We start from the raw sequence: 17,069 nt of genomic DNA, 5'->3' as shown, positions 1-17,069 counted from the left end.
ATTTTTGCTCGTTTTCTTTTAGAATAAGTAATGTTTTTCTGAAAGAATATAAAGTGAAACAGTTCGTTATTTTCGAGGTACGTATTTTATATAAATAACTCATATTATGGATGCCTGATAGAACGGAATGAGCACAACAAGAAATTACAGATGGGGTGATACCAATAGAAAAGAAATTAGGATTTTTTCCATTAATCGCACTTGTAGTAGGAACAATGGTTGGAGGCGGTGTATTTAGTTTACCGCACGATTTAGCAGCAGGAGCAAACAGCGGTGCTACCTTAATTGGTTGGTGTATTACAGGACTAGGAATGATTCCGCTTACTCTCGTATATCAATCGTTGGCATATCGAAAGCCTGAACTTGAGGGTGGTATTTATAGCTACGCACGCGCTGGATTTGGGGAATATATTGGATTTAACAGTGCATGGGGATATTGGATTGCTGGAATATTAGGCAACGTTGCAACAATTATGATGCTATTTAACTCATTAGCATATTTTTTCCCGATTTTTAAAGGTGGTAATAATGTTCCATCTATTGTCGGTGCATCACTTTTATTGTGGACACTTCATTTTCTTATATTAGTTGGAATTCGTGAAGCTTCGATTATGAATTTTATTGCGACAATTGGTAAGCTTGTCCCAATTGTATTATTTATTGTGATTATGGTTATTGCATTTCGCTGGGATACATTTACGCATGATTTTTGGGGGAAAGGTACGGTCTCATTATCTTCTGTATTTGGACAAGTGAAGAACACGATGCTCGTTACGCTTTGGGTATTTATTGGGGTAGAAGGAGCCGTCGTTTTATCAGGACGAGCAAAACATAGCCGTGATGTCGGAAAAGCAACTGTATTCGGTTTACTGCTAGTAATGAGCATTTATATTTTAATTTCTGTTTTATCACTAGGGGTAATGTCACGAGAGGAATTAGCGGCACTTGAAACACCATCAATGGGACATGTATTAGAACATGTCGTTGGTTCATGGGGAGCATATGTGATTAACTTAGGATTAATTGCTTCGCTTATTGGTACATTAATTGGTTGGTTTTTACTTGTTTCGGAAATTTCTCACGTTGCTGGAAAAGACGGCGTATTTCCGAAGGTATTTACGAAAACAAGCAAAAAAGATACACCGCATATGGCATTATGGATTTCAAACTGTGTTGCCCAAACATTATTTATTATTGTGTTATTTTCAGCATCCACATATCAGATCATGTATTTTATTGCATCAACATCAATCTTACTCCCATATGTATTTTCAGCACTATATCAGTTGAAATTAGTGATTACAAAAGCATATGAAGGAAACAGATGGAAAGATGGGATACTTGCTTCTATGGCATCTTTATATGGGATTTGGCTTGTATATGCAGCAGGATTAAAAAATTTATTACTTGTTTCTTTAGTATATGGCATCGGACTTATCGTATATGTTGCTGCAAGAAAAGAACAAGGAAATCGCTGTTTTACTCGCGCTGAACGGTATGTGATGATAATCATTTTACTTGCAGCAGTAGTTTCTATTTATATGCTCGTTGCTGGCAAGATTGGAATGTAAAAATATCAATATACAAAAAGGGTAGGGCCAGCAAAGCTGTCACCACCCGTAAAAAGGAAGTGTTAAGATTACAACAAGTTGTTTAAGTTTAATACTTCCAACACACATACCCCCGTCCTGGTTTGGATGGGGGTAAAATATCCTTAAAAAGGATGTCTTAGCAATACAGTCATTTAAAATTATTAATTTTTTCAATAAGGGGTCTTAACGCATGCCCATTAAACGTTTACTTTTATCCTTCATGATAATGCCTTTCTTCTTTTCGCGTATCGCTTGGTTTTTCAGACGTGTTTGCGTTTGATCATCGGTTAAACGATATTTAATGCTTGTTACGGGATTTTTTTTGGTAATGAGTTTCGGAACTGGTTTTTGACCATCTTTCTGTTAGTTTCGTTAAAACTCAATAAAGTTCCTTAAACGGCCGTTTTTGGCTCATTTTGTTAAATCCTTGTTATATGTAAACGACAAATAGACCTAAAGAAATAATAAAATTGATTTTTTAGCTCTTTTTTCTTTTCGGTAAGTCAGGAGCCTTCTTCATTGTGTCAACAACATGCATGACCGCGAAATATGGATGTTTTAAAATCATTTTCGGTCCGCTCTTCTTCATAACATCCTTAACGAAATTTTTCATATCTGGTTTATAACAATGAATTTTACAATTTTGACATGCTGGCTTCTTCTCTTGAAATGGACATTTTGATAAACGAAAATAAGCATACTCTTTTAACTTCTGACATTCTTCACATATAGTATCTTGTTCATGTTCGTTTTTACAATACATATCAATCATAATGCTAATTGTTTTCTCTTCACGTTCAATTCGATTCATGGCTAGTGCCTCCCGTTCCAAAGTCTCTCTGCTTTGATTGTAAGATTTTTTTAGAGGGTTTACATGAATTTTCATTGACAATTTTTCTAATATTTATCTCTTTCCTACGAATTATTAATGGAGAATGGCCCTACCAATCATAACCAACAATAAAAACGAGCATAATGCACAAAATTTTTGTTTTGGGGAATTTTAAAATCTTAAGTTGATGGGCATAGGGTCTTAACGATAAAACGCGGATATTATACGCTAAGATATTTTAGAAATCAGGTTTTTTTATCTTATATATTGTTTGTTTTCAAAAAAAATTTCATTCTTTTCATGAATAACTAAAACAACTGAACCAATGATGTTGTATGAATTGTTATCGTAATCGTCGCTAATTGAAATCCAGTAGAATCACTAAAAACATTTATTATAAGATCTGTATCAAAAATGCCACATATACTATCAACAACAAATTGAGATAAAGGACAACATCCATTACTCGCAGAATTACACATATATATATAACTCTTCTTCTTTATAAAGTTATAGTATATAAAATGACAAATAAGGAAAAGTGTTTGTACAAATAATCTATTTGATTTATTTTATAAGCTATAACTTTTATAGTACTTATGAAATTATGGTTTCGTAGGAGACAAGTAAGATTTTTGAGCAAACAACACTTAAAAATTTCCATCTTTATAATAAAAAAATTGGATCATTGATTCCCATCTTAAGGCTAACGCCTTTTTAGTGGGTGAATAAGGTTTCTTACGTGTTAATTTTAAAAATTGGCAGGAATTTTTAAGGATAAACAGAATATATAGTTTTAATAATGTGTAGGAGGGGATTGTTATGGAAGAAAAGGAAAAATTGATGCGGATTGTAGAGTTAGCTAAAGATATTCAGAAATTATTAGTGCAAGAAGCGTTCTTTAATCGACATCCCGAACTGCGCGGAGCGGTAGAAAATTTAGCTTGTTCTGTAGAAGTTTTAGCCAATATGCATGTACATGAAGATATGAATGCAGAAGATACATTACGTTATGTTTTAGCGAAAATGAAGATTGCTCACAATGCAATTTCACAAGAAAAAGAAGGCTTACATTTGAACTGACAATTAGTGTCAGTTTTTTTTATTTCTAGTTTGCTCTTATTATTCATACAATGATAAAGTGAAACTTTAATCAGTGGGGGGTTACGGGTAGTTTATCTCCTACCTAACTTCTTAAGAAAAGCGGAAGCAGCTTGCTCAGAATCGCAGGACGCCCACGCATAAGGCAGAGTGGTGCTTTTTGCCTCGTCCGAGGGGGCGAAATGACCGGAGATTCTAAGCCGCTAGAGCTGGACAACAAAGAAATGTGGAAGTGGCTCGTCCAGAATGTGAGGTGGGAGCATTACTGCCCGCGACTAACGGGATAAAAGCATTGAAAAAAGAAGGTGAGCGAGATGAAACTTGAGAAAGCTCTTCACCCAAGCTTTGTAAAGAGATTACAGCATATGCGTTTTATTGGGAAATTTGTAGAAGAGAAAAAGAAGAAGAAAGGGTCATTTTTTGTCGTTTGTCTTTCGCCAATCCCAAACATAATTGAAGCGGCTTTTGGAGAAGATTCACATATATTTGAGGGTTTATATAAAAGTAAACAAAATGAAAAATTCTTTGCCAGTATAAAAGAAGGAAGACGAGAAAAACAATTGTTGCTATTCCAACTTTCTTATATGGAGAACATTTTATATGCAGAATTAATAGCTGCTGAAGAAAGAGAAATTGCAAGCTCCTATAAAATGATTCCTTCTCCTAAACTATCAGTCCCAAAAGCGAGAGAAGTATTTGAAAGAAAACTTGGGAAAGGATATGTTTCATTTCTAGTGCCCAAATTCCCGCATGATTTTGGTACGCCAGAGTTGCTATGGCATGAAGGGCGGATATATGGAAATGTATCTTTAAAACCTTCTATTAGTACCATTACATATCGAGAACTGAGGCGTGATGTTCGTTACCTCGATATGGATGATTGGATGCAGTATGTCGATATGAATGTAGAGAATAGTTTGTTTTTTGTTCGAGCAGAAGTATATGAACAATTAGAAAAACAAATAAAAGAGAATGGAAAACAAATTGAAATCAGCGATACACGTAAACAAGAAAAGAGAAATGAATGGAATGAACGTGAGTATTCTTTTATACAATACGTAAAGAAAATTATCACAGAAAAAGAATTATATATTGATGAAATCGATATTTACAATTTTCATATTTGTGTAAAGACAAATTTATTAACAATAGTAGGTGGTATGCCTGGAATCGGAAAATCACAGTTTGTGCAAGCCTATGCAGAAGCGCTCGGATTAACGTTTGGGAAAGATTTCATTTGGATTCCTGTGTCACCATCGTATCAAGAACCGCATGACGTATTAGGTTATCTTCATTCAAATGGAACGTATATGGAAAGTGAAACTAAACTTGTTCGAACACTGTTAGATGCCGCTAAAAATCCAAATCAATTATATATGATTGTATTTGATGAAATGAACTTGTCATATATTGAACATTGGTTTACTCCTTTTCTATCACTCTTGCAGCTAAATCGGAAAAATCGTATTTTAACTTTATATGCAGCTAGTAATGAAAAAGAACAGGATGTACCACCGCAAATAGAAATTGGTGATAATGTCATATTTATTGGTACAGTTAATTTTGATGAAACAACAAAGGAGCTATCTGACCGTTTATTAGACCGTGTAAATGTCGTATTCCTTCAAAAAATCCCATTTTGTGAGATGAGTATAGTGGAGAGAAAGATGATAAATATTCCGTGTGCATTATCTGTTTCAGCATTAGAATTTCGAATGAATTGGGTTCACCACAAGGTAATGCTTGACGTGTTTACAGATGAAGAGTTGGAGTTATTAGATAAAGTGCATCAACTGTTATTTCTTCACGATGCTTCAAAAGGAATTTCTTTTCGCGTTGCATCGGCAATTGCATCTTATTTACAAAATATTCCGTATGATGAAGGAGAATCTTTGTTAATAAGTCGTGAAGAAGCATTTGATTTACAAATAAAACAACGTATTTTAACGAAGTTACGTGGCACAGAAGCGACAATAGGGGCATTGCTTCGTGAAGAGGGGAAAAAAGAGATGTCTCTTGTACAATTATTACAGTCATCACTTGCAAATCGTGTTTCAACCTTTGAACACTCACTGCTGTATATGAAACAAAAACAGCGAGAGTTGGAGCTGTACGGATATGTTAAATGAAAGTCCGTATGAGACAGAGATTATAGAGACAGGGGAGAGGCTTCCTTTCGTATTGAAAGTGATAGTAGGAGCAGGAGAGAAGGGGGAACATATTGTTTTAAATAAACTTTGTGTTTCACCAGTTACAATTTCTTCATGTGTGTACAAAGTACAAGAATTAAAACCGCTTCGGTTACATATACAATCACAATATCCTATTAAAGTTACGTTTATTTGGAATAAAGTATATGAAGGCCAAAAGCACCATATGGAATGGAAATATGAACTGCATGAAAAACAGCGTACCGTTTTACTGTATGAGCACGGAAAAACGGATTATACATATCCATGGCGCTGCGGTATATATCACTTTGAAGTGCAGATTGGAGAAGAGCTGTTTTACGGAGCATTTCAAATCGTTCCGAAAAATTTTTTTGACGATCAACTAGAGTTAATTCAGCAATATGTAAAGTCTATACTAGGTGGAGTCATTTTAGATCGGGGATATTATAAAAAGACATTTGTTACGTTTGCAGAGATTGAAGATTATTCATATATGCGTATGCTACGTGTGTTGCCGCAAAAAATGAAAAAAGTAAAGCAGTTATATTATGAAGTGCAGCATAAGAAATTTTTTGAACAAGAATATATATGGGAAATAAAAGAGAGAAAGCCCACAAGAAAGAGCATCATTTCACATGAGAAAAAGCCGTATGCAAAAAGATTTAATCGCCGATTTACAGAGCAAAAGCACTGTAATGAAAATGGCTATGTAAAATATAAAACGAAGTTGTTTTATAATAAGCTATTAGAAATTGATTTGTTTTTACGTGAAACGATTCAGAAATTAGAGAGGGCACAGCAAACGCGAAGAGAAGAGAAAAAAGCAGTGCATACCATTATGCAAATGATTGAGCGAAATGGCTCTGTAACTGAGCGAGACAAACAAAAATATAGTAATATTCATTTGTTAAAAGACACTGATTTGCGCAAAATTGCGATGAAAATTCAAGAATATAAAGTGCTATATTCCATTTTGCAAAGTATACTTACGTATTTTTCACATCTTTTATACACACCATTTTGGAGAGGTGTTCGGGAAGAAGCTACGCTTACAACACATACACTCCCCCCTGTTTATCATCAGTTATTACGTCAGCTTGAATTTTTACCGCAGCACAATGAAATAGAACCATCATTTTTATTTGTTTATAAGCCGACATTTTTAATTTATGAGTACTATGCATATTTTACTGTTGTGGCAATTTTACAGGAGATTGGCTTTAACGATGTTCCGTCAATTGCAGAACAAATTCAATCGTATTTCTATTTAGACGGTTTACAAGATGGTACAATAATCGTGTTAGAAAACGAAGAGTTGCAGCTGCATGTGGCATTCAATGATTTAATTGAAACCCATCCACTTATTGCACTTAGTAAACAGAGCCATTTTTATAATGGAGAAGATACAAAAAAACCGGATATTCGTATCGATTGTTATAAGCGAGGGGAAACTGCTTATGAATATCAATCATCAATTATTATTGAAGTAAAATATAGTCCGATGTATAACATTTTTCAGCCAGTTGGAAATACGAAAGCAACCGAGCAGATGTACAAATATTGGTCAATTAAATACGTAGAAGAGCAGGATGGAAAACGATTATTTCACCGCCGTGCAATTTATGAAGTTATATGTGTATATCCAGGCAGTCATTTGCATGCCAAAAAAATTGAAGCAGGTTGCGGTGTATTTTTACAATTGTATCCGTATAAAACAAAAAAAGGAGAAGAGAGGCTAGCGGGGAAGAAAGAATTAGTGAACATTTTTCAGAGATGGCTGGCGGGGATAAGGGAATAATGTTACACTTTATCCCCTGATTGGTCAGTTTTTCTTTTGAAATTTGAGATGTGTAGGGCCTTCTCAAGATGTAACATGTTTTTCAGGGGATTTTTGTATAAATTTAAAAATAATTTAGGAACCATTATTTTTAAATGAAAAATATTTTTTCTTGCATAGCAAGTTACCTTTTTATATGATAGATTGTGAAAGCGCTAACAAAAGTAAATGGCGATGGGAAAGGCGGGGAAGTATGTTCCAACGTGTTCAAACAAAGGAAGAACATTTTTGGTTCGAACAATTATGGGGAGATTTTTGTGAAGAACGAAACTTAATGTTTGTAGAACGAAATTTAACACCTTCAAGATTTTTATTGATAGAGGACAATCATTATATCGGAACCATTGAATGCATAAATTATACAACACCTGAACAATCGAATTCCGAGTTTTTTTATCCGTTTTCTGAAAATGAATATATAAAAGGGTTAAAAAACTTGTACGAAGTTGGAAAGTTAAGTATTGCAAAAACATCTCGCGGTCGTGGGCAATTTAAACAACTTGCGACGATTTTATTTATACATGCATTAGAAGTTAAAGCAGAGTGGTATATTGCGGTTGTAACAAAGCGTATGTATATGTACTTACGTTCATTAGGGTTTCCAATAGAACCAATTGATGATGCATTTCCTGTTAATGATGAGATACAAGGTGTACCAGTTTGTATTCATGTTTTGAAAGGATTAACACATATGTACTCCTTGAAAGAATTTCGTGACGTGATTCAAGGAAATGAACATGCACAAGCACTAATTAAAGAAAACAGTAAAAAAATTATGTTAACAAGGTAATTATTGTCACATAATTGCATCATTCCATGTGATTCTCATCACATCTTTCGATAGTGATTTGTATTACGCTTACACTATAAAGATTGCTAGAGAGGGGATGGGAATGATGTTTTGTCATCAATGTGAACAAACGTCTACCGGAGGATGTAAAATTATCGGAGTTTGTGGAAAAGATGAAACCATTGCAAGTTTACAAGATATTATCGTCTTTGCATTAAAAGGAATTGCTGCATATCGTACCCACGCAGCGCAGCTTGGGTACACAGACCCATTTGTAGATGCAGTAGTAAATGAAGCATTATATATGACGTTAACAAATTCAAACTTTAATGAACAAGAACATTTAGATATGGCAATGAAAGTTGGGAAAGCTGCAATTCATGTGATGGAATTACTTGATAAGGCACATATTGATCATTTCGGAGTGCCAGAACCAGTACAAATTACACAAAATCGCGCCTATGGAAAAGCGATTGTTGTTACAGGACATAATTTGTTCGCGTTAGAAGAGTTATTAAAGCAAACAGAAGGAACAGGTATCAATATTTATACACATTCTGAAATGCTGCCAGCACATGGCTATCCGCAGTTGAAAAAATATACGCATTTAAAGGGGAATATCGGAAAGGCTTGGTATGATCAGCGTCGTTTATTTGAAAAATTTTCAGGAGCTATATTAGCAACGACAAATTGTGTCATGCCAATTAAAGGAACATATGCAAACCGTTTCTTTTCCTATGATGTTGCAGGATTAGAAGGAGTACGTAGGATTGAAAATAATGATTTTACATCGCTTATTGAAACGGCGTTGGAGCTTCCAGATGTCCAAATGGAGTCAGAAGAACAGTTAACAACGGGATTTCACCATGAAACTGTATTATCCCTTGCACCAGAAATAATTGATGCGGTGAAAGCTGGTAAAATTCAACGTTTCTTCGTCATTGCTGGCTGTGATGCACCTGGCAAAGGCGGAGAATATTACCGGGAATTAGCAACATCCTTACCAGCAGAAACAGTTATTTTAACGACATCTTGCGGGAAATTCCGCTTTAATGACGTAGATTATGGTGTTGTACCAGGAACAAATATACCGCGTTATATTGATCTCGGACAATGTAATAATTCGATTTCAACAGTAAAAATTGCAGCCGCTTTAGCAGAAGCATTTCAATGTGAAGTGAATGAATTGCCAGTTAGCATTGTATTATCTTGGTTTGAGCAAAAGGCTGTAGCCATTTTACTCGGATTATTTAGCCTTGGTATTCAAGATATTCGTATCGGCCCGAAAGCACCGGAGTTTATATCACCAAGTGTACTACAAGTGTTACAGGACGCATTTCGTTTAAAACTCATTACAACGGCAGAAGAAGATATGAAAGTGATGTTATCATAATGAAAAAGGTGATGTTCAATGAACGTCACCTTTTTCATTACGTGTATTAAAATCCAAAAATACTTAAAAGCATTTTCCGACGTTTTGGTTTTTCTTCTTGTTTTGACGCTGCGACTTCCTGTGTAATATAGATAGATTCTTTTTGTTTAAGTGCTGCTTCTAATTGGTTAATTTTTGCATACATTTCTTCCATTTCATTTCGGTGTTGTAACAACTGATAACTTACGACATCATCTGCTTTATTGTGTAATTTTTCTTCTAGCCGATCTAATCGTAAGGATAGATGTTTTAATTCTTTTATAAACTGTTCCATTTCATTTGACGGTGCTGCTTCAGCAGCATGATAGGAAGATGGTTCATGATTTTGACTTGGTGCAGATCGCTGGAAATCAAGCATTTGTTGTAAATCTTTTTCGAAAAAAACATAGTGGCCAAATTTATTCTTTTTTAACTCTAATCCCATTTGCTGTGCAAGGCGGATAACAGCTTTTGGACTAATCCCTAACGTTTTGGCAATCATCGGCGTTTTATACTCCACAATAACCCCTCCTATATTTCATTAATTAGAAGGTTTCGTGATAACTTGTTTGTTCCCTGCATAGCTGACAAAAGAAGCGAGGAATCGGCAAAGAAAGTGCTTTTTGACAAAAATAAATTTTTTTAGGATAGAAACATCTCGAAAATGAAAAAAATGTCTATATATATCTAGTTTGATTTTTCGACATATAAGTCACTTCTATGCAAAATACAATATGACCGCTACTTGCTTTTTTTTGTTTTAAACCTTACCAGGCATAGAATAAGAACCTGGCCGCTTCTATGCCTGACAAGCTGCTCTCGCCATCCCGGAAAGAAAGAGTGTTTTTTTTATGTCGATTTTTTAATTTGTATGTATATAATTTCAGTTGTTTCTCTTATTTGACGGAGAGTATAAGTTTCGTTATCATAAACGTAAATATCTTTATCATGTATGCATATAATGTATAAAAGGGAATTACTAGTGTAGAAACTTGTAAGATTGTTAGAGTAGTCTTTTCTTTAGAATAAAACAATTAGGAGGTGGCTTCCTTACTTACAAAGTGAGTAAGGAAACGTATTTGGACATATTTAGTATAAGTATGGTGATTGTTTTAATTGCCTTAACTGCTTTCTTTGTTGCAGCTGAATTTGCAATTGTCAAGGTTAGGAGCTCACGTATCGATTATTTAATTGGAGAAGGAAATAAACGTGCAATTGCAGCGAAAACAGTCATTACAAACTTAGACGAGTATTTATCAGCATGTCAGTTAGGGATTACAGTGACAGCACTCGGCCTTGGTTGGCTAGGAGAACCGACAGTGAAACGTATGCTGGAACCGATTTTTACAAAATTGGAAGTGCCTCCCTCGGCGACATCTATATTATCTGTTTTTCTAGCTTTTATGTTCATTACCTTTCTTCATGTTGTTGTAGGCGAACTAGCTCCGAAAACATTGGCGATTCAGAAGGCAGAAGGAATTAGCTTATCAGTTGCAAGACCGCTTATCTTCTTCTATCGACTTGCGTATCCTTTTATTTGGACATTGAATGGTTCAGCGCGTATAGTTACAAGAATGTTTGGTATAATGCCAATGCAAAAGCATGAAGCAGCACATTCAGAAGAAGAGTTACGTATGCTTGTATCAGAAAGTTATAAAAATGGTGAAATTAATCAATCAGAATATAAATATGTGAATAAAATTTTTGAATTTGACGATCGAATAGCGAAAGAAATAATGGTTCCACGAACAGAAATGGTCATTTTAGAGAAAGAGCAATCTGTTATGGAAGCAATGAAAATGATGTCAAATGAGAAATATACGAGATATCCTGTCATTGACGGTGACAAAGATCATGTTATTGGCTTTGTAAACTTTAAAGATATTTTCAAAGATTTTGTGAAACATAATGGCACAAATAATAAAGAAACTGTTGCGCAGTATGCTCGTCCAATTATTCAAATTATTGAATCCATCGCTATTCATGATTTATTTGTGAAAATGCAACGGGAACGCACGCATATGGCAATTTTAGTGGATGAGTACGGCGGGACATCGGGAATTGTAACAGTTGAAGATATATTAGAAGAAATTGTTGGCGACATACAGGATGAATTTGATACAGATGAAAAGCCAGAAATTCAGCGCATTAGCGAAACAAGATTAATTTTAGAAGGAAAGGTACTTGTTAGTGAAGTGAATGTATTGTTAGGACTTGCGATCGACGATGAAGATGTTGATACAATTGGAGGCTGGATTTTAACAGAACATCTTGAAATTGAACAAGGTGATAGTATCGATATTGAAAATTATAAGTTTCGTATTGTTGAATTAGATGGATATTACATTAAACAAATTGAAGTGACAAAGCAACTTACAGTTCAGTCTGCAGAGGTAGTAGAACAGCCCGTTTCATTTCAAGAACAAGTCAGTTCATAACCTTTACCTTTAAGGTGAGGTTTTTTATTTATCCCGCTATTCGTGGGCAGTAAGACCCCCACCTCAAGATTCAGAGAGAAGCAAAGAAGATAGGTGGGGGATAACTGCCCGTAAAAGCCCGATTGGTTCAACTAACCGTCAGTGGGGGATGAAGAAAACCCCCACTGACGGAAGTTTCACTTTATCGTACAAAATACGCCCGTTTAGAGGCCGGGCGTATTTTGTCAGTTCATTTCTTGCTTGTATATTTCATCTTCTACATAAATCTGTTCTTTTTCAATTGCTGTATTATGTGCGAGAACAAGTCCAATTGGTGTATTTGCATCTTTATTTTGTACAATTGTAAAAGGCACTTGTTTTTCATTTGCTAATGTAATGTATTTAGATAAATGTGGATAAGCGATGTTACCGTTCACATACAATGTTAATCCTTTAGAAGAACTAATACGATCTTTAATCTCTGGATATACGCTTTTTTGCATCACTTGTCCGATCGTTAATGCTATTTCTACACGTTCACGCAATGTGCTTAAAAACATGTTACGCTCTTCAGGTTTGTTTTGTTTTTGGCCGTGAATGCCTTCTTGAAGATAGTCTTCCACATTTTTATTTATCATTTTTTTCACACCTTTCCTGTTTATATTGTATGAAAAAAATGAAAAGGATGCAAAAAAAATAATTTCACATACTATATTGAAAAATTTTATCAACATGAAATAACAAAATGTGACAATAGTGTCTTAACGAAAAATGTTTTTTGTGTTAATATTCAAAATATATATATAGGGTATTTTTCGTATGGAGATGGAGGGAATGGGGGTTTTTCCGATCGAGGATATTAGTAAAATGTTTTGTACGTACTTAAAAATGAATAATCAGCAATTCGTAGAGAAATGGAAAAACAAAATTATTATTTCAGAAAATGATCCTTTTAAACAAGAAATCGTTGAGAACGGAGAAGAAATATTATCATTAATGATTGAGCTTATTATGAGTGAGAAAGATATTGAGCTTATTAGACCATTATGTGAGAAAATTGCCATTGAACGTGCGAAGGCAGACGCAAATATTGGCGATTTTGTCTATAATGCAAATGTAGGGCGGAATGAATTATTTGAAGCGATGTGTGAATTGGATGTGAACGCTCGTGAATTGAAACCAATCATGGGTAAGATACATATTTGTTTTGATCGTTTAATTTATTATACAGTTCTGAAATATTCGGAGATTATTTCGAAAAATTTGGAAGAAAAGCAAAAATTTATTAATGAAACACATAAAGAGAGATTGACAATATTAGGGCAAATGTCAGCGAGTTTCGTTCATGAATTTCGTAATCCATTAACATCTATTATGGGATTTGTAAAATTGTTAAAATCAGATCAACCGAATCTTCCGTATTTAGATATAATTTCACATGAGCTTGATCAATTAAATTTTAGAATTTCTCAATTTTTACTTGTATCAAAAAAAGAAATATGGAATGAAGCAGAAAGATTTTGGCTGAATGACTTATTTCATGATATTATTCATTTCTTATATCCGAGTTTAGTGAATGCAAATGTTTCTATTGAGAAAAATTTGCCGTATCCAATACCATTTACAGGGTATCGAAGCGAAGTTAGACAAGTGTTTTTAAATATTTTAATGAACTCTATTGACGCTCTTGAAGGAATAGATGAAAGCAAGAGAATTGTTATTGAAATTTGTGAAGATGAAGAATTAATACATATTTTTATTAAAAACAACGGACCGATGATTCCAATAGAAAATATAGAAACAATATTTGAACCATTTGTAACTACAAAGAAGTTAGGAACTGGAATTGGTTTATTTGTTTGTAAACAAATTGTGGAGAAACATAAAGGGTACATTACGTGTAAGTCAACAAAAGAGTGGACAGAATTTCATATTTCGTTTGAAAAAGCAATATAACGGCAGAGCGAGCGGTCAGTCTATAAACGTATCGATTATAGACCACATATAACGGTCTTTTTTAAGAGGCGCAGAGCATTTGGCTGTGCATGGCAGCAATTTGTATGTCGAAAAATTAAAATGGATTTATATATTTTTTAATAGGTACTAAAGTGTGGTACATTGTACATTTAAAAACACACCGTTCTCATTTTGAACGGTGTGTTTTTGTTGAAAGAAAAGTTGATATATTTTTATGTTTTGAAACAAAAAATTAAAATGCCCAATTACCATTTCTAAAGATAGGCTCAAATTTTCCATCTAATGTTTCACCATCAATATCGAGGTTGGCAGATCCAACCATAAAATCAACATGTGTAATACTATCGTTTAATCCATTGTTTTGCAGATCTTCTTTACTCATATGAATACCGTCTTTGATACACATAGGGAGTGCACTGCCTAATGCAAGATGACAGGATGCATTTTCATCAAACAATGTGTTGAAAAAGATAACGTTTGTATTAGAGATAGGTGAATCGTACGGAACGAGCGCAACTTCTCCTAAGTGCAAGGCGCCTTCATCTGTTTCTAATAATTTTTTCAAAGTTTCATAACCAGTTTCGGCTGAAAAATCAACAACTTTTCCTTCACGGAAAGTAAGAGAAAAATTATTGATTAATGTACCGCCATAATTTAAGGGCTTTGTACTTCCTACTACACCGTTTACACCAGTTTTTAATGGGACAGTAAATACTTCTTCTGTAGGCATGTTCGGTATAAACGGAGTATGTATTTTATTTTGAAATTGTGCACTTAACCATTTGTGAGTATCCGGAAGTTCTATCGTTAAATCAGTTTTATCAGATTTATAGTGCAGCTTTTTATACTTTTTCTCATTTAAATGATGTGCTTTACTATTTAATAATTGAATATGATTTTGCCATGCCTGTATTGGATTATCATCAGTTACTCTTGTAGTTGTAAAGATAAGCTCCCATAATTTATTGACACCTTCTTCAGCACTAAGTTCAGGAAAGATTTGCGACGCCCATTCGGTGGTTGGAAAAGAGATAATAGACCAACTACATTGACTATTAACTCGGTATTCGGTCAGTTCCTTCATACCAGCTGCACTTGTTTTCATCGCAATTGCAAGTCGTTCTGCATCAATATCTTGAAGAAGAGTAGGGTTAGATGCATCAACATACAAAAAGGCAGCGTTGTTTTTCGCTAATTCAACAAGTCCTTTTGCTTTCCAGTGAGGGAATTCCTTCAAACCTTCTAGTGGTGAATGTAAGTATTTAATTAACGTTAAATCTTCATCCGAGTATTCGACATGGACATTTTTTGCTCCAGATTTATAGGCTTGCTTTGATAGTTCACGAACTAAGCGTGAAGATGTAATAGGGGCATGGATAACGAGAGTTTGTCCTTCTTGAATATTAATCCCAATTTGTATAACTAATTGCGCGTACTTTTTTAAATTTTCTTCAAAATGAGTCATGTTCAACCTCCTGGAAATATATATTTATTTACAATTATAAATAAAATTCAATATTTTTTCTATTCTGTTTTTTTGTTAGTCGCATGTTTATGGAAAACTAATTTGTCAAAAATAAACTCTCCAGTTTTGGGGATTTATTTACATAACCAAGTGTAACAATCGTATAAATTTTATTTGCCTCAATTTTCACCTCAGGTATTGTTAAAATAACGTTTTTTGTTCCTGCAGCACTTATTTCAATATCTGCGACTCCAGGGCTCACTTGTAAATAATCTGTTGCTTGTTTAAATATAACCTTTTCAAACAGGCTTTCCCCATCTTTTAAAGCCACATCTACTTGAGGTGCATCAGGAGATAAATGAACGAATCGTATTTTGGCTTGTCCATATGGAAGAGGTGTATTATCAGTTAAATGTAGAAGTTGCAGTTTATCGGAATTTCCAGCTGCCGCAAAAGTATATGCATGATTTCCCATTACAGGAGCGAGCGTTGAAAAGATGGGGGTTTCTTTGCCAGTAGGTACGATATCAACGCGGTATTGTCCTTGGATAAGTGAAAGATATGGACTATATTGCTTAAATGAAATGTTTTTTACTACTTTTTGTCCATTCATGACAATATCAATAGCAGATAAATCAGGAGAAGCGTGTAGGATTCGAACGTAAGAGGGTAATGATTGCTCACTTGAAAATGGTAGTGATACACGATTCTTCTCATAAGCTTGTACGAATTGTTTCATCACCTCATAGTGTCTTAAGTATACTTCCATATATTTTTGGGGATTTGTATATTTGTAATAACGAGCAAGTTGCTCATACATCGAAGCTTGCTGCGCGTATTTTTCTCCTTCAAATGAATTCATTGATATGCCTCCCTCTTTTCTCATTATTACAACTATATGCATGTACAAGGAGAAGATATGCAAAAAAAGCCTTAAGTGGATGAAATCTCTATCTGAACTGGAGATTTTTTTAATTTCTAGGCAAACACACATACAAAATAATGTTTGTCCTACATATTTTGTAAATGTAAACTATTTTAAATGGATGTAAGGAGTGAAAAATTATGTGGGGCTATGGTGGAGGATATCCAGGCTATGGCAGTGGTTATGGCTGCGGTGGTGCTGGAGGCTGTGGTTTTGGCTTTGCAATCGTGGTCGTGTTGTTTATTTTATTAATTATAATTGGAGCTACTTGCGTACGTTTCTAATTATGCAGAAAGAGCGTCATGGTGAACCGATTAAAAATAAAGTGAAACTTCCATCAGTGGGAGTCTTTTCGCCTCACTGATGAAAAGTTTGCCCAATTGGGTTTATACAGGCAGTTATCCTCCACCTAGCTTTATTGCCTCTTTTAAATGTGAGGTGGGGGTCTTACTCTCCAGTGATGCAGAAATGATTAATCGGTTCTTTCTTGTTTTGGATGCTATTTTTATTTGTTTGCATAAAAAAACGTGATTTTTCACGAACATTTAAAC

General features: G+C 34.5%; 15 protein-coding genes. 9 read left to right on the top strand and 6 right to left on the bottom strand.

The window, feature by feature from the left end; genetic code table 11:
* Positions 1–143 precede the first annotated feature (143 nt).
* Entirely contained in the window at positions 144–1,571 is a 1,428-nt protein-coding gene (gene arcD, locus BR72_RS04030; RefSeq protein WP_035430361.1) for an arginine-ornithine antiporter, read from the top strand.
* A 499-nt stretch (positions 1,572–2,070) separates the two neighbouring features.
* Here arcD and BR72_RS04025 read toward each other — a convergent pair whose 3' ends face one another.
* On the bottom strand, positions 2,071–2,478 hold the full coding sequence (locus BR72_RS04025) for a nitrous oxide-stimulated promoter family protein (RefSeq protein WP_156107895.1): 408 nt from the start codon (positions 2,476–2,478) through the stop codon (positions 2,071–2,073).
* A gap of 254 nt (positions 2,479–2,732) precedes the next feature.
* Complete coding sequence (locus BR72_RS26225) at positions 2,733–2,906, bottom strand: hypothetical protein (protein WP_156107894.1); 174 nt, start codon at positions 2,904–2,906, stop codon at positions 2,733–2,735.
* A 340-nt stretch (positions 2,907–3,246) separates the two neighbouring features.
* Between BR72_RS26225 and BR72_RS04020 the strand changes: the two genes are divergently transcribed.
* The 5 genes from BR72_RS04020 to hcp all read left to right on the top strand — a co-directional run bounded on the left by BR72_RS04020 (position 3,247) and on the right by hcp (position 9,716).
* Positions 3,247–3,507: a hypothetical protein gene (locus tag BR72_RS04020; protein ID WP_035430359.1), complete on the top strand. Its 261-nt coding sequence runs from the start codon at positions 3,247–3,249 to the stop codon at positions 3,505–3,507.
* A gap of 332 nt (positions 3,508–3,839) precedes the next feature.
* A complete protein-coding gene (locus tag BR72_RS04015) occupies positions 3,840–5,654 on the top strand; it encodes a hypothetical protein (protein ID WP_035430352.1) in 1,815 nt (604 codons plus the stop codon).
* The gene (locus BR72_RS04010; protein ID WP_035430350.1) at positions 5,644–7,494 is read left to right on the top strand and encodes a hypothetical protein; all 1,851 of its coding nucleotides are present in this window, start codon (positions 5,644–5,646) and stop codon (positions 7,492–7,494) included. The genes BR72_RS04015 and BR72_RS04010 overlap by 11 nt, the downstream gene beginning before the upstream one ends.
* A 232-nt stretch (positions 7,495–7,726) precedes the next feature.
* Entirely contained in the window at positions 7,727–8,323 is a 597-nt protein-coding gene (locus tag BR72_RS04005; protein ID WP_035430348.1) for a hypothetical protein, read from the top strand.
* Between the two features lie 106 nt (positions 8,324–8,429).
* Entirely contained in the window at positions 8,430–9,716 is a 1,287-nt protein-coding gene (hcp, locus tag BR72_RS04000) for a hydroxylamine reductase (RefSeq protein WP_035430346.1), read from the top strand.
* A 46-nt stretch (positions 9,717–9,762) separates the two neighbouring features.
* On the opposite strand, the gene BR72_RS03995 is transcribed toward hcp, so the two are convergent.
* Positions 9,763–10,254 carry a chromosome segregation protein gene (locus tag BR72_RS03995; RefSeq protein WP_035430344.1) on the bottom strand — a complete coding sequence of 164 codons (492 nt, stop codon included), beginning with the start codon at positions 10,252–10,254 and terminating at the stop codon, positions 9,763–9,765.
* A 559-nt stretch (positions 10,255–10,813) separates the two neighbouring features.
* On the opposite strand from BR72_RS03995, the gene BR72_RS03990 reads away from it, so the two are divergent.
* Positions 10,814–12,172 (top strand): hemolysin family protein, encoded by a 1,359-nt coding sequence (locus tag BR72_RS03990; protein WP_231559665.1) that lies wholly within the window; start codon positions 10,814–10,816, stop codon positions 12,170–12,172.
* Positions 12,173–12,396: 224 nt separating this feature from the next.
* Here BR72_RS03990 and BR72_RS03985 read toward each other — a convergent pair whose 3' ends face one another.
* A complete protein-coding gene (locus BR72_RS03985) occupies positions 12,397–12,789 on the bottom strand; it encodes a YueI family protein (protein WP_035430341.1) in 393 nt (130 codons plus the stop codon).
* A 181-nt stretch (positions 12,790–12,970) separates the two neighbouring features.
* Between BR72_RS03985 and BR72_RS03980 the strand changes: the two genes are divergently transcribed.
* Entirely contained in the window at positions 12,971–14,107 is a 1,137-nt protein-coding gene (locus tag BR72_RS03980; protein ID WP_081904777.1) for a BA2291 family sporulation histidine kinase, read from the top strand.
* A 253-nt stretch (positions 14,108–14,360) separates the two neighbouring features.
* On the opposite strand, the gene BR72_RS03975 is transcribed toward BR72_RS03980, so the two are convergent.
* Complete coding sequence (locus tag BR72_RS03975) at positions 14,361–15,593, bottom strand: aminopeptidase (protein WP_035430336.1); 1,233 nt, start codon at positions 15,591–15,593, stop codon at positions 14,361–14,363.
* A 97-nt stretch (positions 15,594–15,690) separates the two neighbouring features.
* On the bottom strand, positions 15,691–16,455 hold the full coding sequence (locus tag BR72_RS03970) for a DUF4397 domain-containing protein (protein ID WP_035430333.1): 765 nt from the start codon (positions 16,453–16,455) through the stop codon (positions 15,691–15,693).
* 203 nt (positions 16,456–16,658) lie between these two features.
* On the opposite strand from BR72_RS03970, the gene yjcZ reads away from it, so the two are divergent.
* Positions 16,659–16,802 (top strand): sporulation protein YjcZ, encoded by a 144-nt coding sequence (gene yjcZ, locus BR72_RS03965; protein WP_035430331.1) that lies wholly within the window; start codon positions 16,659–16,661, stop codon positions 16,800–16,802.
* Positions 16,803–17,069: the final 267 nt, after the last annotated feature.

It is taken from the genome of Bacillus sp. UNC322MFChir4.1 (genome assembly GCF_000746135.1).
Classification (GTDB): domain Bacteria; phylum Bacillota; class Bacilli; order Bacillales; family Bacillaceae_G; genus Bacillus_A.
This window is presented reverse-complemented; position numbering and strand designations above follow the sequence as displayed.